This is a genomic window from Undibacterium sp. YM2 (genome assembly GCF_009937975.1).
Lineage (GTDB): Bacteria > Pseudomonadota > Gammaproteobacteria > Burkholderiales > Burkholderiaceae_D > Undibacterium.
Genome location: NZ_AP018441.1, coordinates 3361083 through 3384138, shown reverse-complemented (window position 1 = coordinate 3384138; position 23056 = coordinate 3361083). Strand labels below are relative to the sequence as shown.

17 protein-coding genes and 1 tRNA gene are annotated in these 23056 nt (G+C 51.2%); 16 read left to right on the top strand and 2 right to left on the bottom strand.

Annotation, left to right across the window (positions count from 1 at the left end):
• Position 1: 1 nt before the first annotated feature.
• The gene (locus tag UNDYM_RS15260) at positions 2 to 868 is read left to right on the top strand and encodes an ADP-ribosylglycohydrolase family protein (protein WP_162041793.1); all 867 of its coding nucleotides are present in this window, start codon (positions 2 to 4) and stop codon (positions 866 to 868) included.
• 22 nt (positions 869 to 890) lie between these two features.
• Here UNDYM_RS15260 and UNDYM_RS15255 read toward each other — a convergent pair whose 3' ends face one another.
• A complete protein-coding gene (locus UNDYM_RS15255; protein WP_162041792.1) occupies positions 891 to 1817 on the bottom strand; it encodes a cation diffusion facilitator family transporter in 927 nt (308 codons plus the stop codon).
• A 204-nt stretch (positions 1818 to 2021) separates the two neighbouring features.
• On the opposite strand from UNDYM_RS15255, the gene UNDYM_RS15250 reads away from it, so the two are divergent.
• The 9 genes from UNDYM_RS15250 (at position 2022) to UNDYM_RS15210 (ending at position 10233) form a co-directional block, all read left to right on the top strand.
• Positions 2022 to 2098, top strand: a tRNA-Val gene (locus UNDYM_RS15250).
• A 227-nt stretch (positions 2099 to 2325) separates the two neighbouring features.
• Entirely contained in the window at positions 2326 to 4233 is a 1908-nt protein-coding gene (gene thrS, locus UNDYM_RS15245; protein ID WP_162041791.1) for a threonine--tRNA ligase, read from the top strand.
• Positions 4234 to 4303: 70 nt separating this feature from the next.
• On the top strand, positions 4304 to 4825 hold the full coding sequence (gene infC / locus UNDYM_RS15240) for a translation initiation factor IF-3 (protein ID WP_110253943.1): 522 nt from the start codon (positions 4304 to 4306) through the stop codon (positions 4823 to 4825).
• A gap of 182 nt (positions 4826 to 5007) precedes the next feature.
• Positions 5008 to 5205, top strand: a complete 198-nt coding sequence (rpmI, locus tag UNDYM_RS15235; protein WP_162020098.1) for a 50S ribosomal protein L35 — start codon at positions 5008 to 5010, stop codon at positions 5203 to 5205.
• A gap of 28 nt (positions 5206 to 5233) precedes the next feature.
• Positions 5234 to 5593, top strand: coding sequence for a 50S ribosomal protein L20 (rplT, locus tag UNDYM_RS15230; RefSeq protein ID WP_110253941.1), 360 nt, complete (start codon positions 5234 to 5236; stop codon positions 5591 to 5593).
• Positions 5594 to 5876: 283 nt separating this feature from the next.
• Positions 5877 to 6893 carry a phenylalanine--tRNA ligase subunit alpha gene (gene pheS, locus UNDYM_RS15225; protein ID WP_110253940.1) on the top strand — a complete coding sequence of 339 codons (1017 nt, stop codon included), beginning with the start codon at positions 5877 to 5879 and terminating at the stop codon, positions 6891 to 6893.
• Positions 6894 to 6967: 74 nt separating this feature from the next.
• Entirely contained in the window at positions 6968 to 9394 is a 2427-nt protein-coding gene (gene pheT, locus UNDYM_RS15220; RefSeq protein ID WP_162041790.1) for a phenylalanine--tRNA ligase subunit beta, read from the top strand.
• Between the two features lie 42 nt (positions 9395 to 9436).
• Positions 9437 to 9850 carry an integration host factor subunit alpha gene (locus UNDYM_RS15215; RefSeq protein ID WP_110253938.1) on the top strand — a complete coding sequence of 138 codons (414 nt, stop codon included), beginning with the start codon at positions 9437 to 9439 and terminating at the stop codon, positions 9848 to 9850.
• A gap of 8 nt (positions 9851 to 9858) precedes the next feature.
• Positions 9859 to 10233 carry a MerR family transcriptional regulator gene (locus UNDYM_RS15210; RefSeq protein ID WP_162041789.1) on the top strand — a complete coding sequence of 125 codons (375 nt, stop codon included), beginning with the start codon at positions 9859 to 9861 and terminating at the stop codon, positions 10231 to 10233.
• A 122-nt stretch (positions 10234 to 10355) separates the two neighbouring features.
• Here UNDYM_RS15210 and UNDYM_RS15205 read toward each other — a convergent pair whose 3' ends face one another.
• Entirely contained in the window at positions 10356 to 12371 is a 2016-nt protein-coding gene (locus tag UNDYM_RS15205) for a methyl-accepting chemotaxis protein (protein ID WP_162041788.1), read from the bottom strand.
• A gap of 211 nt (positions 12372 to 12582) precedes the next feature.
• On the opposite strand from UNDYM_RS15205, the gene UNDYM_RS15200 reads away from it, so the two are divergent.
• From UNDYM_RS15200 to UNDYM_RS15175, 6 genes are all read left to right on the top strand, one after another.
• Entirely contained in the window at positions 12583 to 13347 is a 765-nt protein-coding gene (locus UNDYM_RS15200) for a CerR family C-terminal domain-containing protein (protein ID WP_162041787.1), read from the top strand.
• Positions 13344 to 14762: an efflux transporter outer membrane subunit gene (locus tag UNDYM_RS15195; protein ID WP_162041786.1), complete on the top strand. Its 1419-nt coding sequence runs from the start codon at positions 13344 to 13346 to the stop codon at positions 14760 to 14762. Before UNDYM_RS15200 ends, UNDYM_RS15195 begins: the two co-directional genes overlap by 4 nt.
• A 31-nt stretch (positions 14763 to 14793) precedes the next feature.
• The gene (locus UNDYM_RS15190; RefSeq protein ID WP_370529329.1) at positions 14794 to 16032 is read left to right on the top strand and encodes an efflux RND transporter periplasmic adaptor subunit; all 1239 of its coding nucleotides are present in this window, start codon (positions 14794 to 14796) and stop codon (positions 16030 to 16032) included.
• A 9-nt stretch (positions 16033 to 16041) separates the two neighbouring features.
• Entirely contained in the window at positions 16042 to 19188 is a 3147-nt protein-coding gene (locus UNDYM_RS15185) for an efflux RND transporter permease subunit (protein ID WP_162041785.1), read from the top strand.
• Between the two features lie 269 nt (positions 19189 to 19457).
• Positions 19458 to 21830, top strand: a complete 2373-nt coding sequence (locus tag UNDYM_RS15180; protein WP_162041784.1) for a TonB-dependent siderophore receptor — start codon at positions 19458 to 19460, stop codon at positions 21828 to 21830.
• 93 nt (positions 21831 to 21923) lie between these two features.
• Complete coding sequence (locus UNDYM_RS15175) at positions 21924 to 23045, top strand: alpha-hydroxy acid oxidase (protein WP_162041783.1); 1122 nt, start codon at positions 21924 to 21926, stop codon at positions 23043 to 23045.
• The last annotated feature ends 11 nt before the right edge of the window (positions 23046 to 23056 follow it).

Below are 23056 nucleotides of genomic sequence, written 5' to 3'. Positions count from 1 at the left end.
TTTGTTACTGGAGATAGCGATAGGCGATGCCTATGGTGCTGGGTTTGAGTTTTGCGGGCGCGAGAAAATCATGCGCAGTAATACACTTGAAAGTTACGTGCCACATGAACTGGGGATACAAGCAGGTTGCTATACTGATGATACGCAGATGAGTATCGCGGTTGCCGAAGTCTTGCTGGCGAATAGCGATTATTCAAGTGACGCATTTGCCGATGCCTATGTCAGATGTTATAAACGCGACCAGCGACAGGGGTATGCCAAAGGCTTGCAGGGTTTACTGGATTTGTGCGTGAATGGCGCTGATCTCAGACAGCGAATTTCACCAGAAAGCCGTCGCAATGGTGCTGCAATGCGTTCGGTTCCATTGGGTTTGATCGCAGATAAAAATGTGTTGGCGCAAGCTGCAAGCGAGCAGGCCATGGTGACTCACAACACGGCTGAAGGTATTTTGTCTTCGCATGTTGTTGCACTCATGTCGCATGCACTTTTATATGACAAGGCAAAATTGGTCGAGTTGCCTGATTTTATATTGGAAATCACAGGCTTCATATTGCGAGGCGATTGGGCTGCTGAAGTTGAATGCGATGCCTTGCAAACTTTGCATGCGGTCAATACAGCCTTGCAGGCTAATCGCTGCATGTCAACACTCTTGCTCGATTGCGTTAATTTTGGTGGCGATGTCGACAGTGTTGCGGCGATCGCCATGGGGCTTGCTTCATTGACGCCAGAATATGTTGTTGATATTCCAGCATCGCTGGTAAATGGTCTTGAGGCCGGTAAATTTGGTAGCAGTTATTTGCGTAAGCTTGATGTCGCCCTTGCTGGGCGCTATCCAGTGTTAAGTGCGCATCTTGTGCGACAGTCATAATTATAAAGGCTGCGAAGCCGTATCATTCTTCCTCTTCGCTTACCTCTGCCTGCAAAGTTATATGATCAATCTTGTGCTTACTGAGCAGCATGGTTTTGACACTTTCCAGTATGCGAGGCCAGGCGCTAAGGTCTTCAATTTCCAGGTGGCCGATCAGGGCAGGGTAACCGGGTGACATTTCCCATACATGCAAGTCGTGGACCGACAGGACGCCATTGATCTCTTCAAGATCATTACCGATTTGTACATAGTCTATATGATGGGGTACGCCCTCCATCAGGAAGTGGTAAGACTCCTTCAATACTGAGAATGTGGATTTCAAAATCAGCAGGGAAACAAAAATCGATAGCAAAGGGTCGATTTGCATCCAGCCGGTTTTGTAAATGACTGCACCTGAGATGATGGCTGCGACAGAGCCCAGCAAGTCGCCCATGACATGTACCAGGGCGGCCTTGGTATTCACGCTGTCCTTGTCGTGGGATAGCACCCAGGCAACCACGATATTGATTGCCAGACCTATGCCAGCCACCAGCATGACAGTACCACCTTGCACAGTCTCTGGCGTGGAAAAGCGTTGTACCGCTTCTTTGCATATCCATATGATGACACCTAGCATCACCAGTCCATTGACAAAGGCAGCCAGTGCTTCTGCGCGGCCAAAGCCAAAAGAATTTTTTGCCGTCGGCGGACGCTTGGCGATGATTTGTGCCAGCAGAGCCAGGCCAAGTGCGGCTGCATCAGTCACCATGTGGCCGGCATCAGAGATCAGAGCCAGGGAATTGGAAATGAAACCAAACGCGACTTCTACGCCGGCAAAACCCAAGGTCAGACCCAGGGCCCAGGCGAGGATTTTCTGGCTGCGGTTTTCAAAATAATGTCTGTGCTCGGCATCGCCGCGCCTGTGGTCATGCAAATGTTCGCTGCTCTGATGATGAGAGGGGGAGGTCATGTAGAGTATGGTGCTGTGTTAAATATGGCATTAGTGTAGCCTAAGGCTGGGTCATATATATACATGGCAATTTTATGGATGCTGTTTTTTCAGTTGATAGAGCTAAATAGGCAGTCTTGATATTCAGGTTTATACAGGGCGTGGAAATATTTTGCCTTGGGGACTAGCAATTTTCCTAAAGGCTCTGCTATACTCTTGTTTCTTAGGCGCGTAGCTCAGCTGGTTAGAGCACTACCTTGACATGGTAGGGGTCGTTGGTTCGAGTCCAATCGTGCCTACCAACGGATTTAAAATTATTAAAACATTATAGTTAAGAGCGAGAAAGGCATCCCTGGTTATGACACCGCGAACTACCACTAAACTGGTTTGGGAGCGACTCTAGTCGAGGATACTTTTCGTTTGAAACAAACTGAAAAAGCACGGCTAGCCGTGCTTTTTTTTCGTCTGCGTTTTTTAGACTCATCTTTTATCTCAATTCTTTTTGTATTTTTCCGCTTTGGAGAGTGACATGGTTTCAGTAAAACTTCCTGATGGTTCGCAACGACAATTCGATGCGCCGGTAACGGTGGCGCAAGTCGCTGCCAGCATCGGTGCTGGCCTGGCAAAAGCTGCTCTGGCTGGTCGCGTCAATGGCAAGCTGGTCGATACCTCGCATCTGATTGATGCTGATGCGGATCTGGCCATCGTCACGGACAAGGATGCTGATGGCCTCGAAGTGATACGTCACTCGACTGCTCACTTGCTGGCTTATGCTGTCAAGGAGTTGTATCCAGATGCGCAAGTCACTATTGGTCCGGTCATCGAAAATGGTTTTTACTATGACTTTTCCTACAAGCGCCCATTCACACCGGATGATCTGGTGGCGATAGAAAAGAAAATGGCTGAGTTGGCCAAAAAGGATGAGCCAGTTACACGCAAGGTCTTGCCGCGTGATGAGGCTGTTGCCTACTTCAAATCTATAGGTGAGGCCTATAAGGCCGAGATCATAGAATCGATCCCTGCTGACCAGGATGTCTCGCTGTATACAGAAGGTAATTTTACTGACTTGTGCCGTGGCCCGCACGTGCCATCCACTGGCAAGCTCAAAGTATTCAAGCTTATGAAGTTGGCCGGTGCCTACTGGCGTGGTGATTCCAAAAACGAGATGTTGCAACGTGTCTATGGCACTGCTTTTGCCAAGAAAGAAGATCAGGAAGCTTATCTGCACATGCTGGAGGAAGCGGAAAAGCGCGATCACCGCAAACTCGGCAAGGCACTGGACTTGTTCCACTTCCAGGATGAGGCACCTGGCTTGGTGTTCTGGCATGCCAAGGGCTGGACTATCTGGCAGCAAGTAGAGCAATACATGCGCAAGGTCTATCAGGACTGTGGCTATCAAGAGGTTAAGGGCCCGCAGATTCTGGATAAAAGCCTGTGGGGCAAGACTGGTCACTGGGAGAATTATAAAGACAATATGTTTGTCACTGAATCCGAGAACCGTGAATATGCCCTGAAGCCTATGAACTGCCCGGGCCATGTACAGATTTTCAATTCTGGCATGAAGAGTTATCGCGACCTGCCGCTGCGTTTCGGTGAGTTTGGTCAATGCCACCGTAATGAGCCGTCTGGTGCACTGCATGGCATCATGCGCGTGCGTGGCTTTACTCAGGATGATGGCCATATTTTCTGTACTGAAGAGCAAATTCAGGATGAGGTAATGGCTTTCCATCCACAGGCGATGAAAGTGTATGAAGACTTCGGCTTTGACAAGATTTTCATCAAGCTCGCCTTGCGCCCTGAAAACCGCATCGGCAGCGATGAAATCTGGGATAAGGCAGAAGCTACCCTGCGTACCGCCTTGAGTTCTTGTGGTGTTGAGTGGGAAGAATTGCCGGGTGAGGGTGCTTTCTATGGTCCTAAAATTGAATACCACCTGAAAGACAGCCTGGGTCGCCCATGGCAGGTTGGTACCATGCAGGTCGATTTCTTCATGCCAGGCCGTCTGGGTGCAGAATATGTCGCAGATGACAATAGCCGCAAAGTGCCTATCATGTTGCACCGTGCGATTGTGGGTTCCATGGAGCGTTTCATTGGTATCTTGATAGAAAATCATGCTGCTGCCTTGCCTTTGTGGCTGGCGCCGGTACAGGTTTCTGTCCTGAATATCTCGGAATCGCAGGCTGAGTATTCACAATCTGTTGCAGAAATCCTGAAGAAACAAGGGTTTAGAGTAAATACTGATTTGCGTAATGAGAAAATTACCTATAAAATACGCGAGCATTCCATTCAAAAACTGCCATATATCCTCGTGATAGGCGATAAAGAGAGGGATGCCAATACAGTGGCTGTGCGTACGCGTGGCAATCTGGATCTGGGGGTAATGCCTCTGGACGCCTTTATAGCTCGTTTGAAAAACGAAGTTGAAACCAAGGTTTAACAGATTAGCAGCGACCCTGTTTTAAACAGGGCTGCATAGCTTTTTATTATTATTTTCGAAGGAAACTGCAATAGCTACTGACAAGTCACATCGCATCAACGGTGAAATTACAGCGCCAGAAGTGCGCTTATCCGGCGTTGAGAACGAGCCTCTGGGCATCGTAAAACTGGGTGAAGCCTTCCGCTTGGCGGAAGAGGCCAATGTTGATTTGGTGGAAATAGCGCCGACGGCGCAGCCGCCAGTTTGCCGTTTGATGGATTACGGCAAGTTCAAATACCAGGAGCAGAAAAAAGCTCACGAAGCCAAGCTGAAGCAAAAAGTCATTCTGGTCAAGGAAGTCAAATTCCGTCCGGGTACAGATGATGGTGATTACAATATCAAATTGCGTAATCTGACCAAGTTCCTGGATGATGGCGACAAGACCAAGATCACACTGCGTTTCCGTGGTCGTGAAATGGCGCATCAGGAAATCGGCATGCGTATGTTGGAGCGTTTGAAGGCTGATCTGGAACCGTATGGCCAGGTCGAGCAGTTTCCAAAGATGGAAGGTCGTCAGATGATCATGATACTGGCGCCTAAGAAAAAGAAATAAAGAGAAATAAGTTTTTGCTTGTTTCTGGTTAGAGTTTGTGAGGCACGCATCAGCGCGCATTACGACAGACCCGCCTTAACAGCGGGTCACAATAAGTGAGAAGTAGGCATCCAAGAGTAGCGATTGTTGCTGCCACCTACCATCATATAAAAGTGGAGCTGTCTTAAAAGACAGATAGTACTATGCCAAAAATGAAGACGAAAAGCAGCGCCAAGAAGCGCTTCCGCGTCCGTCCAGGTGGTACCGTTAAACGCGGTCAAGCTTTCAAACGTCACATCCTGACCAAGAAAACTACCAAGAACAAACGTCAATTGCGCGGTGCTGTAGGTGTTCATGACACCAACATGGTTTCCGTCATGCGCATGATGCCAACAGCTTAACCTCATACTCATTATTTAAGGAGTTATTATGCCTAGAGTAAAACGTGGGGTTACAGCTCGTGCCCGTCATAAGAAAGTTCTTAACCTTGCTAAAGGTTACCGTGGTCGTCGCAGTAAGGTATTCCGTATTGCCAAGCAAGCAGTTATGCGCGCTGGTCAATATGCATACCGCGATCGCCGCAACAAGAAACGTGTATTCCGCGCTTTGTGGATCACGCGTATCAATGCAGCGGCTCGTCAGCATGGCCTGACTTACAGCGTGTTTATGAACGGCCTGAAAAAAGCCGCGATTGAACTCGACCGTAAAGTACTGGCTGACATGGCTGTGACTGACAAACCAGCATTCGCTGCGATTGTTAATCAAGTCAAAGCTAACCTGGCTGCCTAATCACATTAGAACCTGCTTACGATCTGTAGCGAGCGAGCGTCAGCGGGGTGAAGAGCAGCGCAAAAAGCGGAGTGTACTGTAGTACACGAGCATTTTGAGCAGCACATGAGCCCCGATCACGCACGCGCAGTAAGATCGTAAATAGGTTCTAGTGATCGCAATCAGTGAGTCGTAGTGACTGGCGCAAGCCAGTTGCAAATATCAAGCGGGGCAGAGGTTGAATCCTATGCCCCGTTTTGTTTTCAGATCATTATTTCAGCTTCACAGTAAGCGGGAACAAGGCATGAACCCTTTAGATCAAATCGTCAGCCAGGCACGTGCTGATTTTCTGGCAGCAAATGACGCTGCAGCATTAGAGAACGCGAAAGCGCTTTACCTTGGTAAGAGTGGTCAGATTACAGAACAGATGAAAAGTCTGGGTAAATTGCCACCAGAGGAAAAAAAAGTACAGGGCGCAGTGATCAATGCCGCCAAAGTACAGATAGAAGAAGCCCTGACTGAAAGACGCGATGCCCTGGCGAATGCGCAAATGCAGGCACGCCTGAATGCAGAAGCGATCGATGTCAGCTTGCCGGGCCGTGGCCGTGGCGTTGGTGGTATCCACCCTGTCATGCGTACCTGGCAGCGCGTTGAAGAAATCTTCCGTTCCATCGGTTTTGACGTTGCAGATGGCCCCGAAATCGAAACGGACTGGACCAATTTTACCGCGCTCAATAGTCCTGAAAACCATCCTGCGCGTTCCATGCAGGACACCTTTTATGTCGATGGCAAAGATAGCCAGGGCAAACAATTATTGCTGCGTACCCATACCAGCCCCATGCAGGTGCGTTATGCGCGTATGAACAAACCGCCGATCAAGGTTATTGCACCTGGTCGTACTTATCGCGTCGATAGCGATGCCACGCACTCCCCGATGTTCCATCAGGTTGAGGGCTTGTGGATTGCTGAAGACATCAGCTTTGCTGACCTCAAAGGCGTGTACCTGAATTTCGTCAAAGCCTTCTTTGAAACTGACGATTTGCAGGTGCGTTTCCGCCCATCGTATTTTCCATTCACGGAACCTTCCGCCGAGATCGATATCGCCTTTGGCAGTGGCCCTTTGAAAGGCCGCTGGCTGGAAGTGTCTGGCTCTGGTCAGGTACATCCTAGCGTGGTACGTAACATGGGCCTGGACCCGGAAAAATACATAGGCTTCGCCTTTGGTTCCGGTCTCGAACGCCTGACCATGCTGCGTTATGGCGTCAATGATTTGCGCCTGTTCTACGAAGGCGATTTGCGCTTCCTGAAGCAATTCAACTAAAAGAATTACACAGCGCATCCCTGAATTTTTGAGTGGCGCATCGCGCCCTGCATCCAACATTAGACGGCTGAATTATGCAATTTTCTGAAAACTGGCTACGTACCATGGTCGATCCGAAGATGACTTCGGATGAGTTGTCCCATATGCTCACCATGTCGGGATTGGAAGTCGAAGAGGTGGAGCCGGTTGCTCCCCCATTTAACAATGTCGTGGTCGCGGAAATCCGCGAAATCGCCAAGCATCCTGATGCTGACAAACTCAATGTCTGCCAGGTCGATGTAGGCACAGGCAGTCTCTTGAATATCGTCTGTGGCGCACCGAATGTACGCGTGGGCATGAAAGTGCCGTGCGCCATGGTCGGTGCCGTCCTGCCACCTGGTGCAGATGGCAAACCATTTGAAATCAAGATAGGCAAGCTGCGCGGCGTAGAGTCTTACGGCATGTTGTGTTCAGCCCGTGAATTGAAATTGTCAGAGGACCACGGTGGTTTGATGGACTTGCCATCTGATGCGCCTGTCGGTCAGAACTTCCGTGATTACTATCAACTCAATGACCTGAAATTCACCATCAAGCTGACACCTAACAAGGCGGATTGTCTGTCGGTACTCGGCGTGGCACGTGAAGTATCTGCCCTGACTGGTACAGCCATGCAATTGCCAGAGGCTGTCGTGCTGCCGGTGACTTTGCAAGAAACCCTGCCAGTTAAAGTCAGCGCTCCTGATCTGTGCGGTCGTTTTGCCGGTCGTGTTATCCGTGGCGTCAATGCCCGTGCCGCGACGCCGGAATGGATGAAGCAAAGGCTGGAACGCAGTGGTCAACGCCCTATCTCTGCGCTGGTCGATATTTCCAACTATGTCATGCTGGAACTTGGTCGTCCTTCCCATGTGTTTGACCTGGACAAAATCCATGGTGGCCTGGAAGTGCGTTGGGGTAAAGCTGGCGAATCGCTGAAGCTCTTGAACGGCAATACTGTTGAGGTAGATGATTGGGTTGGTGTTATTTCTGATGATAAAGAAATCGAATCCCTGGCCGGTATCATGGGCGGTGATTCCACATCTGTAACACTGGATACGCAAAACATTTATCTGGAAGCTGCTTTCTGGTGGCCGCAAGCGATACAGGGCCGTGCCCGTCGCTTCAATTTCTCTACCGATGCAGCGCACCGCTTTGAGCGCGGTGTAGACTTTGCCTCCATCGTTGAGCATATAGAACGTATCAGCGCCCTGATCGTTGAGATTTGTGGTGGCGCAGAACAAGTCAAGCTGGGTCCGGTAGATGACCAGATAGTCAACCTGCCACAACGTCCGCCAGTCAAGCTGCGTACCGCACGCGCCGTGAAAGTCATCGGTGTGGCGCTGGATGATGCCAGGATTGCTGATATTTTCACCCGCCTGGGTTTGCAGTTCACCCAGCAGCCAGGTGAGTTCCTGGTGACACCGCCATCTTATCGCTTCGATATAGAAATCGAAGAAGATCTGATCGAAGAAGTAGCGCGTGTATATGGTTTTGAAAATATTCCTGCACTGCCGCCAGTAGCTGCCAATGCCATGCTGATCGCACCAGAAAACCAGCGTTCGCTGTTTGCCGTGCGTCGCCTCGTGGCTGACCAGGATTATCAGGAAGTCGTGAATTACAGCTTCGTTGAAGAAGCATGGGAAAAAGATTTTGCTGGCAATGATGCGCCAGTTAAATTGCTCAATCCTATCGCCAGCCAGATGAGTGTCATGCGTACCAGCATGATAGGTAGCCTGGTAGCCAATACTCGCTATAACCTGAACCGTAAACTGAATCGCGTCCGTATTTTTGAAATCGGCGCAGTGTATTTGCAAGATGCTGGCGTGCAGGATGGTCCGCTGGAAGTGGCTGGCTATCACCAGCCTAAACGCCTGGCAGCTTTGGCCTATGGCCCGGTAGCAGAAGAGCAGTGGGGTCAGGATACCCGCAATGTTGATTTCTTTGATATCAAGGCTGATCTTGAGGCCTTGTTTGCACCAGGTGCCCTGCGTTTTGTTAAAAATGAGCATGTCGCCCTGCATCCAGGCCGCAGTGCAAGCATAGAATTTGACGGTAAAGTCGTTGGCTTTATTGGTGAATTGCACCCGCGTCTGCAGCAAAAATATGACCTGCCTTTGGCGCCGGTGGTATTTGAAGTCGATGTGACAGCCTTGCAACAAGTGCAGGTGCCCTCATATCAGGAAATATCCAAGTTCCAGGCAGTGACCCGCGATCTGGCGCTAGTTGTCAAACAGACAGTTGTAGTGCAAAATCTGCTGGATGTTTTCAAGCAGGAATCGCAGCAGAACGAAGCATGTAAAATCGTGCAAGGCTTTGTTTTGTTTGATGAATATCGTGGAAAAGGTCTGGAAGCAGATGAGAAAAGTCTTGCTTTCCGCTTTAGCTTGCAAGATACTCAAAGTACGCTGCAAGACGATAAAGTGGAGGCTGCAATGCAAGCCCTGGTGCAAGCTGCGAGTCAGCAATTTGCTGCCAAACTGCGTTGATCTTGTCTGTAATTGTTAGTATTAATTGAGAAGAGTTTCGAGATGAATGATGTGATTTCCGCCGAGTTCCAGTCGGTGCTGGATGCTGATTTGAATCGCGCAATGCAGGAAGCCCGGGCGCGGTCACAGGCGGAAAAGGAATTGCCTACCTTGACCAAGGCAGAATTGGCCGAGCTCCTGTTTGAACATGTAGGTTTGAACAAGCGCGAAGCCAAGGACATGGTAGAAACTTTTTTTGATGAAATCCGTGATGCACTGGAAAGGGGCGAGGCCGTCAAGTTGTCCGGCTTTGGCAATTTCCAGTTGCGTGACAAGCCGCAACGTCCTGGTCGCAATCCTAAAACCGGTGAAGAAATTCCTATTACTGCACGTCGTGTCGTCACTTTCCATGCCAGCCAGAAACTCAAGGGCATGGTCGATGATGTCGGTAATCAACCTCTTGCCCATGCTGCCTGATATTTTCCATGACTGAAATCAAGATTGAGTCTTTTGTACTGCCGCCCATCCCGGCCAAGCGGTATTTTACGATAGGCGAAGTTGGTGAATTGTGTGGCGTTAAACCGCATGTCCTGCGTTATTGGGAGCAGGAATTTACGCAACTGAAGCCGGTCAAGCGTCGCGGTAACCGCCGTTATTATCAGCATCATGAAGTGCTGCTGATACGCCGTATCCGCGAATTATTATATGAGCAGGGTTTTACCATCAATGGCGCGAGAAATAAACTCAACGTCAATGGCGGTCATGCGGAGTCGGCATCCAATGAGCCAGTTGAAGAACCGGTGAATCTGCATCAGATCAGGGATGAATTGCAATCCATCCTGGGTTTGCTGAAGGTCTGAGACGGTCGGCAGCGAAATAAACCTGCAAAACAAACTGTCATTCCCAAAAAAAGCCACCAGTGCATTTGCCCGGTGGCTTTTTTCATGCACATGACAAATGCCACCCAGAAGGCGGCATTGTCTTATGCTGCCAGTTTTTTCTTCTCTTCTACTCTTGTCCCATGTACTTTAGCTACTGTCAGCGCCAAGCGGTCCTCAGTGCTGCTGGCCAGATGTAGTCGCTGCGCTTCTGTGGTGACCACCTCCAGAGTTTTGAATGCGCTGACTGCAGCACCGAGGGAGGCAGCCTGTTCTTCCAGCTTTGCAGTAGATTCACTCGCCATTTCCACCAGCCGGGTATTATCTTGTGTGATTTGATCAATATCGCCTATCGCCTGGTTCACGTCAGAAATTCCTGTACTTTGTTCCTGGCTGGCTTTGGCGATTTGTTTGATGAGTTCGGTCACCACCTCCACATTGTCGGCAATATTGCGCATGGTCTGGCCTGCCGTGTTAATCATTTTGCTGCCAGCTTCCACTGCCTGGCCTGAAGAAGCGATCAGGCCCTTAATCTCTTTTGCTGCATTCGCGCTGCGTTGTGCCAGGTTGCGTACTTCTGCAGCCACTACGGCAAAGCCGCGGCCTTCCTGACCAGCCCTGGCAGCTTCCACGGCAGCATTCAGTGCCAGGATATTGGTCTGGAAGGCAATGCCATCCATGACGCCGATGATTTCAGTAATTTTTTTGGAGCTTGCACTGACGGTTTGCATGGACAAGATGCTGCTCTCCATGACTTCCAGCCCTTGTTGCACGCGTTCAGCCGAGCTATGCATAAGGCTGTTTGCTTGCGCCAGGTTGCCAGCATTCTCGGTAATGGTGGCGGTCAGTTCGTCAATTGCAGAGGCTGTCTGCTGCAGGGAGCTGGCCTGGCTCTCAGTGCGGCTGGCCAGGTCGGTGTTTTCATCGTGAATTTCCCTCGCAATGATATCCACCGTTTGTGCGCTGTGGCGGATATTGGCGACCAGGTTACTCAACTCCACATTCATCCTGCCGACGGAATTGATTAACTGCGCCAGTTCATCTTTGCCGTTGCTGCTGACGCGGTTCTGTAAATTGCCGGCGGCAGTTTCTGCGATTGCTTTTGTCAAGGTATTGACGTCCATCGTTAAGGCCTGATAGATCGCCATCAGAAGATAACTGGCGATCAGCAAGAGTAAGATAATGCCTGCGGACATTTGCCAGGCATATTGATTAGCCTTTTCAATTTTTTGCGCCAGATTGCTTGCGATAAGGCCAGCTATCGCTGTTTTGGTCGCGGCCAGTTTGTTCAGATTATCTGTACCTGCCTGGAGGAATGCATCACCGCTGCTTTGATTGACGGATGCCAGTACTTCATCCTGTGAACGCTCGAGGAATTTTTTTGCGTCAGCAATGCTGGCCTGCATGGTGGTGTTTGTTGATGCATAGGCTTCCCCATACCCACCCAGATTCTGCATGCTCATGGCAAGCTCGGATAAGTTCAGCTTTACCAGCATGTGCAGAGAATTGAGCATCACATCTTCGCCAGCCTCAAACAAACCTGTGTCTATGTAAGCCGCACCACGACCGGCAATGACGGACAACTTCTCTTCTATCTGCGGCAGGGTATTGATATAGATGCTGACCAGTTGATGGGTTGTTAAATCACTGTCCAGTGCCAGCTTTGAACTATTGGCAATTTCTGCCATCTCAAGTTCCAGCGAATTTAACAGCTTGGTATATTCAATAAAACTTTCTGCTGACTTGAATTGTGGCTCTTTTGCCAGTAGCGTAGCCCACAGATTTTTGGTCGGGCTGGCCTGATCAGTTTGTTTTAGCAGGGCGTTTATCTTGCCCTGGTTTTCAGTGATGCTGGCTGTGAGTTGTTTGTTACCCAGCAGTCGCATGTGTTGCAGGGCGCGCTGTTTTTGTATCAGCAGGCGCAGATCATTTTTTGCCGCGATGCTTTTAATCGCGACTTGCTTTGCCTGCGTTTGCAATACATCTTCACGCAGGTTTTGAAACAGCAGAGCCAGCACTACAAGCAAGGGCACAGCAAAGGCAAGGGCGACAAAACTGAGCTTGTGGGCAATTTTAAAATTGCGTAGCAGGTGTATGGCGGGGGAGGTAAGCAGGGTCATTTTGAGATACCAAATGAGTTTGTGAAAGCATTAGGCCGAAGCCTAAACCTGCAATGTGACTATGCAGTGACAACGGGCAACATCCTTATGAATAACAAGGATTTGTCTGTTCGTCATATGTAGAGTTTTTGAATTGCAATTTGTAAAGGTCTGGTACTCTTGAATGGAATAGTTAAATCAAACGTTTGATTTATATGTTAGTATGCTTCGCATGAAAATACCCAGTCAGAAAAAAACCGCAGCGCAACAAGCTCAGCGGGCCCAGCCAGATAGCCAGGTTTCTACTCCTGATGGAAAGATTTTGCGTGTCGATGGCATGGAGGCGCGTACACGTCTGCTGGATGCGGCCCTGATCTTGTTTGCCGAAAAAGGCTATGCCAAAACCTCGATACGTGAAATTGCCAAGGCGGCCGACGTCAATATTTCTGCCATCAGCTATTATTTTTCTGATAAAGCCGGTTTGTACCATGCAGTGTTCAATGACCCGCGTACCAATCCAAATGTCGATCCTGCGATATTTGAAGCGGACGTTGCAGACATGCGTGCTGTTTTGCTGAAACTGATCAGCACTTTTACCGATTCGCTAAAGCAGGGCGAAATCATGGAAACCTGCATGAAGCTGCATTTCCGCGAAATGCTGGAACCCACAGGCCTGTGGGTGGAAGAAGTTGACACCGTCATCAAGCCTTCGCACCAGGGCTTTGTCAGACTTTTGTGCCGCTATCTTGGCATCACCAAGGCAGATGATGATGTACACAGGCTGGCGATTTCAATTACCGGCCTGGCGATTTCACTGCTGATCAGCGGTGACGTGATACAGGCGACCAGACCGGCGTTGATCGCCAAACCCAAGGCAATTGATGCTTATGCTTCGCGCCTGGTCGATTACGCTATCGCCATGTGTGAAGATGAAAAGCGGCGCCGCTTGATAGCAAAAACTGACACTGATAAATTAACTTCTCCGACAGCGATATGACTATACGACGTTCCATTTTAATTCCTGTCATTGCCGTAGCGCTGACAGCATGTTCGACCGCCAGTCCGGTTACATCCAGTAATGGCAGCGTGCCTGCACAATGGCAAGCGGTATTGCCAGCTACCGAAAAAAATACTGATTTGCGCAACTGGTGGCAAGCCAATGGTGATGCCAGTTTGCTGGAGCTGATCGAGTCGGCACAGAAGGTAAGCCCGACCATTGCACAGGCCTGGTCACGCATAGAAACAGCCAGGGCAGCAAGAGTTGCCAGTGGCGCTACACTGTTACCTTCGCTTGACGCAGTTGCCAATGCAACTCGGGCAAAAAACCAGCCAGGTATGCCAGTTGCCACCACGTCGCAAGCTGGCTTGCAGACAGCTTGGGAAATCGATGTGTTTGGCGCCAACCGCGCCACTAATCAGGCTGCCCAGGCAGAATTGGAAGGTACGCAGGCGCTTTGGCATGATGCGCGGATATCGGTAGCGGCTGAAGTAGCGCAACTGTATTTCTCTGTCATCAGTTGCCAGCAAACGGCAGACCTGACCTGGCAAGACGCCAAGTCACGCGCAGAAACTGCCAGGCTGACTGAACTCAGTGCCCAGGCAGGCATGTCCTCCAGTGCGACATCCGCACTGGCACGCGCCAGCGCTGCCGAAGGTAATAGTCGTGCCATACAACAGGCCGCATTGTGCGACCTAGATGTAAAGGCCCTGGTCGCACTGACTGCCAAACCAGAGCCTGAGCTCAGGCAATTGCTGACAATTGCCCAGGCCAGTTTTAAGAACCTGCTGCCTTTGGCTGTTACCACCTTGCCTGCACAATTGTTGGCACAAAGACCGGACGTATACGCGGCCGAGAAAGAAGTGGCAACCGCCAGTGCCCAGGTCGGTGCTGCAGAAGCACATCGCTATCCACGTCTGACGCTCAGCGGTTCCATCGGTACCATGCGCTATGACGTTGCGGGCAGTACGACGAGGATGGATACCTGGTCAGTCGGCCCTCTGGCTTTGACCTTGCCGATATTCAATGGCGGCCAGACCACGGCCAATATTGAAGCTGCCAAGGCACGCTACCTGAATGCCAGCAGCAATTATCACGGCAAGGTCAGGCAGGCGGTACGCGAGGTCGAAGAAGCGCTGGTGAACCTGAACAGCACAGACGCCCGTCGCCTTGATTCTGAAATTTCAGCCAAGGGATATGACCAGGTTTTACAGGCAACGGCGCAGCGTTACAACAAGGGTATGGCCAGCTTGCTGGAACTCGAAGATACAAGGCGCAGCGCCTTCGCTTCACAGTCTGCCCTGATCGCCTTGCAGCTGGAAAGAAATCGTGCCTGGATCGCGCTATATCGTGCGCTTGGCGGTGGCTGGGACTTGGATGCGCAGGCTGCTACCCAACCACAGACAAATTCCTGAATTTAAAAATTAAACAGAAAGCGTATCAGACATGATGAAATTCATTTCACGCAAACCATTATCCCTGAGCCTGGCTGGCATGATCGCTGTTGGCGCCGGTGGCGTCTGGCTGTCAGCGACATCCAATGCGGCTGATGAACCGCCCAAGGCAGCCAGTGCCTCTGCACCTGCCGCCAAGGTCAAGCCGGCGTTGACAGTGACGACGACTAAGGCCAGCAGCGGCAATCTCGTCATTAAACTCGCCGCCAATGGCAGTGTCGCTGCCTGGCAGGAAGCCTTGATCGGTTCAGAAGCAACAGGTCTGCGCATACAGGAGTTGCATGCCAATATAGGTGATGTGGTGCAGCGCGGCCAGTTACTGGTCAGCTTTGCCAGCGAAACCGTCAAAGCTGATTTGGCATTGGCACAAGCCAGCCTGGCAGAAGCGCAGGCCAATCTTGCTGATGCCGCAGCCAATGCAGAGCGTACCCGCGCCTTGCAAACCAGCGGCGCACTCAGTGCCCAACAAGTAGGCCAATACCTGACGGCAGAACAAACCGCCAAAGCCAGGGTGGAATCGGCCAAGGCCAGCGTAGAAGCACAGCAATTGCGCATGCGTCATACCCGCGTTCTTGCGCCCGACAGCGGCATCATCACGGCGCGTGCAGCTACCCTGGGTTCTGTCGTCGGTAATGGCGCAGAATTATTCCGCATGATACGTCAGGGCCGCCTGGAATGGCGTGCTGAGGTAACAGCCAGTGAAATGGCAAAAATAGTGCCGGGTACAGAAGCCGTCGTTACCGCACCTGGCGGCACGCAATGGAAAGGCAAGGTCAGGGTGGTATCACCGACAGTAGATGCACAAACCAGGATGGGGCTGGTGTATGTTGATCTGGTGCCAGACGCAAACAGTACAGCCAAACCACAGGCAGCCACGGCCTCTCTGGCATTCAAGCCTGGCATGTATGCCAAGGGTGAATTTGTGATGGGTAGCTCACAAGCCTTGACCATACCACAACAGGCAGTGGTGGTGAGGGATGGCTTCAGCTATGCCTTCCGCCTTAATGCTGATGGTCGCGTCACACAAATCAAATTGCATACCGGGCGTAGGGTATCCAATGCACAAGGCGATCTGGTGGAAGTGGTTTCTGGGTTGAATGCAGACAGCACGATTGTTTCCAGCGGCGCAGGCTTCCTCAATGATGGCGATACGGTAAAAGTTGTGGCCGCAACCAAGCCAGCCAATGCTGCTGCAGCCAGCGCAGCCACAGTAGCTGCCGTAAAAAACTAAGGGGATCATGTGAACTTTTCTGCCCTCTCCATTAAAAATCCCATACCGGCGATCATGCTGTTTATCTTGCTGACGCTGGCAGGGATATTGTCGTTTCGCTCTACCATAGTCCAGGATTTCCCGGATATTGAATTACCCATCGTCACCGTCAGCGCACCTTTGTCTGGTGCCGCACCGGCGCAGCTGGAAACTGAGGTCGCCCGCAAGATAGAAGATGCAGTCGCTTCACTGCAAGGCGTAAAAAACGTTTACACCAAAGTGCTCGATGGTGATGTTGAAGTCACGGTCGAATTCGTTTTGGAAAAAGTGATTTCAGACGCAGTCAATGAAGTGCGTGATGCAGTGGCAACCGTGCGCGCCGACTTGCCCAGCGAAATGCGTGACCCTACCGTGACCAAGGCATCTACTGCTGGCCGCGTCATCATGACTTATACCGTAGAAGCGGCGGAAGATGGCAAGGACAGTAAAGTCGTGGCTGGTGAAAGCAGCAAGCCAGATGAACAAGAGCTTAGCTGGTTTGTTGATAACACCGTGGCAAAACGCTTGCGTGCCGTACCTGGTGTTGGTGCAGTCAGGCGCATGGGTGGTGTCAGCCGTGAAGTGCGGGTTGAACTTGATACTGACAAAATGGCTGCACTCAATGTTGCAGCTGTTGATGTTTCCCGTCGTTTGAAGCTGGTGCAGCAAGAGGCACCGGGTGGTCGTGGTGATGTCAGTGGGGCCGAGCAATCCGTGCGCACCATTGCCACCGTCAAGACAGCGGCTGAGCTGGCTGTACTGGATATTCCCTTGCCAGATGGCAGGCATATACGCCTTGATCAGGTGGCGCGCGTACTTGATACCGTCAGCGAGCCACGCTCTGTGGCAACACTCGATGGCAAACCCGTGGTCGGCTTTGAAGTGTTCCGTACCAAGGGTGCCAGTGAAGTTGATGTCGCCAGGGGTTCACATGCCGCAGTCGATGAATTGCAGGCTGCGCATCCGAACATGAAGTTTCATGAAGCCATAGACAATGCCCAACCGGTAGAAGAAAACTTCGATGGCTCGATGGACTTGCTGTACGAAGGTGCATTGCTGGCTATCCTGGTGGTATTCTGGTTCTTGCGTGACTGGCGTGCAACGCTGGTGGCTGCTGCTGCCTTGCCCTTGTCCGTGATACCTACTTTCCTCGGCCTCAAGTATTTTGGTTATACCCTCAACACCGTGACCTTGTTGTCCCTCGCTTTGGTGGTGGGTGTGCTGGTTGATGATGCGATTGTGGAAATTGAAAACATTGCCCGCCATTTGCACATGGGTAAAACACCAATGGAGGCGGCAACCGAAGCGGCTGATGAAATCGGCATGGCGGTGATTGCCACCACCTTTGCCCTGGTAGCAGTATTCTTGCCAACGGCCTTCATGGGTGGCGTGCCAGGCCTGTTCTTCAAGCAGTTTGGCTGGACGGCGGTGATTGCGATCCTGGCTTCGCTGGTAGTGGCACGTTTGCTGACGCCGATGATGGCGGCTTACATCATGAAGTCGCCCAAGCCCGGCAAGTCTGGCGAACATGGTCAGGCCGATGGCTGGCTCATGACACGCTATATGAAAACCATGCAGTGGTGCCTGCGTCACCGCTTCATCACAATGGCGGCTGCCACGGTATTTTTTGTCTGCTCGATTGCCTTGGTAGGTTTGCTGCCAACCGGTTTCGTTCCCTCTGCAGACCGCGCACAAACACAGGTCAATATCGAGCTGCCACCGGGCAGTACTCTGGCAGAAACCCGTGCCGTCGCTGAGCAAGCCCGGATCGCCATCATGAAGAACAAGGAGATTATCAATGTCTTCAGTTCTATCGGTGGTGGTTCAAGTGGCGATGCTTTTGCGCCAGGCGCGGCAGCGGAAGCACGACGCGCAGTCTTGACGGTGACCGCAGTACACAGAAATAAACGCAAAGATTCGATCGCGGATATTGACGCCAAAATCCGTACCGGGATAGCAGATATTTCTGGTGCCAGGTTTACTGTTGGCCCACCGGATACTGGCGTCAAGATGCAACTGGTCTTGCAAAGTGAAGACCCCTTGGCTTTGCTTGAAGCAGCACAAAAAGTGGAGAGGGAATTGCGTACACTCAAAGGTGTGGGTAATGTCAGTTCCAGTGCTTCACTGGTGCGCCCTGAGATTATCGTGCGCCCCGATTCAGCCAGGGCAGCGGACCTGGGTGTGACAGCTTCTTCTATAGGTGAAACTGTGCGTGTGGCGACAGCAGGTGATTATGACCAGGCTTTGCCAAAGCTGAATCTGTCACAACGCCAGGTGCCTATCCGCGTCAAGTTGCCAGACAGCTTCAGGGCAAACCTGGCTGAGATAGAGCGTTTGACCGTGCCTGGTAAAAATGGCCCTGTCATGTTGGGTAGCGTTGCTACTGTCACCATGGAATCTGGCCCCGCGCAGATAGACCGTTTGAACCGCAAGCGCAATGTGACGCTGGATGTAGAGCTGGGCAGCCGTCAGTTGGGTGAAGTCAATGAAGAAGCGCGCGCCTTGCCGAGCATGAAAAACCTGCCACCGTCAGTCAGTATTGCTGAGCTTGGCGATGCGCAGGAGATGCAGGCCCTGTTTGCCAGCTTCGGTATCGCCATGTTGATTGGTGTGCTGTGTATCTATGGCGTGTTGGTTCTGCTGTTCAAGGATTTCCTGCAACCGGTGACTATCCTGGCTGCCTTGCCTTTGAGTATAGGTGGTGCCTTCGTGGCCTTGCTGGTGACAGGGCGTGCCTTGTCCATGCCATCGATGATAGGTCTGATCATGCTCATGGGTATCGTCACCAAGAACTCTATCCTGCTGGTTGATTATGCGGTGCTGGCAAGGGAAGCAGGCATGAGCCGTTTTGATGCCCTGGTCGATGCCTGCCACAAGCGTAGCCGCCCCATCATCATGACAACGATAGCCATGGGGGCAGGCATGATGCCGCTGGCCCTGGGCTGGGGTGCTGACCCCAGCTTCCGCTCGCCGATGGCAATTGCAGTAATCGGTGGTTTGATTACCTCAACTCTGTTGAGCTTGTTGGTGGTGCCCGCAGTGTTCACCTACATTGATGACTTTGAGCATTTACTGGGAAAAATCAGGCGCAAACTATCTGGCAAGTCTGCTGCTGCCATCGCAACAGAAGCAAGTTGAGCTTGTAGTTTGAGATCGTTTCATCGGAAATAACCAGATAAAACGAGTCAGGACAAAAGCCCCGCAACCAAATGTTGCGGGGCTTTTTTATTGATAGGCCATGTGAATTGATGCTGTCATGAGGGGGGGCTAGGAAAAGGTATTTAACAATCGCAAATGTAAATGATATTGATTCTCATTGTTAATAATTGTATCATTCGTATTAATTCTTAATGTACCCGCAGTAAAATAATCTTTCCAATAATTTCCTTAAAAAATCAGGGACTTACATGAAGCACTCGCAAGCGCAGAAACCAAAAAGCCTACGTGACACAGATGATCAGGTATTTGGTTCCATGAAAAAAACTACTTTGGCCTTGGGTATTTCCAGCGCGATGCTGATGCCTGTGCTTGCGATGGCACAAGATACAACGCCACCTGCTACCAAGACACAAAAAGAAAAATTGCCAGAAGTAGAAATCCTGGGCAAGCGCGTAGAGTCCAATCCAAATGCAGAAGTTGGTTCCCCATACAAAGCCAGGACTTCTGCTGATTCTCGTCACACACGTCCGCTGGCAGAAACACCACAGACAATTTCTGTGCTGACCCGTGCTGCGCTGGATGATTCTGGCCTGACAGACTTGAAACAAGTGCTGGGTGCACAGCCAGGTATCACATTGGGTACTGGTGAAAACGGTAATGCCTTTGGCGACCGTTACATCATCCGCGGTCAGGAAGCACGCAGCGATGTGTTCGTCGACGGCTTGCGCGACCCAGGCATGTCAACACGCGAAAGTTTCGCTGTTGAACAACTGGAAATTTCCAAAGGCCCAAATTCCAGCTTCGCTGGCCGTGGTACTGCCGGTGGTGCGATCAATGCGATCACCAAACAAGCAACATTGGACCATGACTTTGAGCGTGTTTCCATAGGCATAGGCAGCGATTCACAAAAACGTATTTCTGCTGACATCAACAAAGGTTTTGGCGAACATTTCGCATTGCGCACCAACTTGTTGTATGGCGATGAAGATGTACCTAATCGTTCACCAGCCAACCGTTCACGCAAAGGTATTGCATTGTCTGGTCTGTATGAAGTCAGCAAAGACCTGTCTGTGACACTGGACTACTATGGTCTGCGTACCAAAGACACATCACCAGACCTGGGTTACTACCTGGTTGGTACCGTGCCTAGCCGCTTCCCTGCGACCAATGTCCCGGTCTATGGCCAGACCAATGATTTCCTGAAATCTGATGTCGATACTGTCACAGCACGTGTCAACTGGACCATTGCTCCAGATATGAAAATCACCAGCCTGACACGTTATGGCAAATCCAGTAACGGCTATGTCACGACAGGTGCATCTTCTGCAACCCGTTACAACGGCACGACAGGTGTGGCATACACGACCGGGGTTCTTGATGGCGGCCACACCGGTTGGCAAGATATCGATTACTTTGCTCACCAGACCAACCTGCGCTGGGACAAGCAAATTGGCGGCATGAAGCATGAATTCATCTTCGGTGCTGAATATGCTGACCACAAAGTTGTCTCCGGTACTTATGGCATCACCAACACAGGTACGTTCAACTGCAAAACCACGGCAGGTATTGGTGCTAACAATGGCTACTGCTTCACAGACAGCAACGGCACACCTGTTGCCAACCTGAGCAATCTGGCTGGCCGTAATTCCACCCGTCTGAGCTGGAACCAGGATTGGCACATCAAGGCGCTGGCCCTGACTTTGATGGATACAGTTGATCTGACTGATAAATTCACTGCCTTCGGCGGTGTACGTGCAGACTCGTTTGATCTGAGCCTGACTCGTCGTAATAACACCACTGGCGTGATCACTGGTGATTATGGCTACAAAGATACTTTGCTGAACGGTCATTTTGGCCTGAGCTACAAGATCACACCTAAACTGATCGCCTACGGTTCTGTCGCCAGCGCACAAGACATCAATGGCGGTGAAGCTGATGCCGGTACCAGCAGTGGTTACGGTGGCGCAGTGCTGTACCAAAACCAGATCGCCGGTGCCAAGCCAGAAACCTCAGTCAACTACGAGCTGGGCCTGAAATGGAACTTGATGGATGACAAATTGCTGGCAACAGCAGCCTTGTTCCAAACTACGAAAAAAGACGTGATGGAAGGTGCCAACTACGATACGGTCGGCACCTTCAATACAGGTAAAAACCGGGTGCAAGGTGTGGAATTTGGCCTGAGTGGCAACCTGACTGAAGATTTGTCTGTACAGTTTGGTGCGGCATTCATGGACTCCAAAGTACTGGCATCGACAACAGCAGCCAATATTGGCAATCCTTTGAGTAACTTTGCCAAGAAGACTTTCTCGGCACAAGCCAAGTACCAGTTGACGAATGCATTCTCGTTTGGCGGCGTTGCCCGTCACGAGAGTGACCGTTGCGGTGGTCAGCCAGATACGGCAGCTGGTTACACAACTGCAGGCCTGTGCTCACAACCAGTACCTGGCTTTACCGTGTATGACGTGTTTGCTGCTTATCGCTTCTCCCGCCGTTTTGACGTTCGTGTCAACGTCCTGAATGCGACTAACAAAGACTACTACACAGCGGTATATCGTTCTGGCGCATTCCTGTACAAAGGTGACGCACGCGCTGTTCGCTTCACTCTGAACTACGAAATGTAAACATTTGATGGAGAGCAAGGGCCCATGTCATCTACAGCAGTGGGTTCTTGCGATTCAGCTAGAATACGGGTTCTTTATTTATAATTTTCAGTAATGAAAAACCCTGCTAATCTTGTTATCCCGCCAGACATACGCTGTGCCCAGGACTATGAGTTTGCAGCACAGCGTAGCATGGCCGCACCCAGCTACGCCTATGTAGCAGGTGGCAGCGGGCGCGACCTGACTGTTACTGCCAACCTGGCAGCTTTTTCGCAATGGTCAGTCTATCCCCGCGTTTTGCGCGATGTCACCGCCGGGCATACGCGGCTTAGCCTTGGTAATCAAAGTTTCCTTCATCCCATTTTGCTGGCACCCGTTGCTTTTCAAAAGCTGGCACATCCGGCTGGTGAAATCGACACCGCCCGCGCTGCCAGTGCGACTGACACTTGCATGGTATGTAGCACCTTGTCCTCCAGCTTGCTGGAAGATGTTGCGCAGGCTGCTGGCCCGCATAAATGGTTTCAGTTGTATTTTCAAACCAGTCACGACGCAACGCGCAACCTGCTGGCAAGGGCTGAGGCGGCTGGCTACAGCGCGATTGTCGTGACGCTGGACGCATCGATACAGGTGGCAAGTGCACGCGCCATGGCGGCGGGATTCCGCATGCCAGCCGACTGCGTTGCGCTTAACCTGCAATCGACAGATGCCGATGTGCCCGTGCAACTTACCGCAGATGACAGCCGTATCTTCCAGGGGGCGATGCATGCTGCACCAGGCTGGCCAGATCTGGAATGGTTGTTGGCTCAAACATCCTTGCCTGTATGGGTGAAGGGCATCTTGCATCCCGATGATGCACTGGCCCTGAAGGCGGCAGGTGTGGCGGGTGTTGTTGTTTCCAATCATGGTGGCCGCAGTCTTGATGGTGCGCCTGCCAGTCTCGTCGTATTGCCTGCAATACGCGCTGCTGTCGGCGAAGATTTCCCCTTGTTGCTGGATGGTGGCATACGTTCAGGTGCTGATATTTTCAAGGCCCTGGCTTTGGGTGCCAATGCGGTATTGGTGGGGCGACTGCAGATGTATGCGCTCAGTGTTGCCGGTGCGCTGGGAGTGGCGCATATGATCAAGCTGTTGCGGGAAGAGCTGGAGATATGCATGGCCCAGGCCGGATGTGCCACTCTGACTGATATAGACAAGGCCACTTTGCTGCGTAACGAATGTAGCGGACGTAACGAGTGAATTGACGAAAG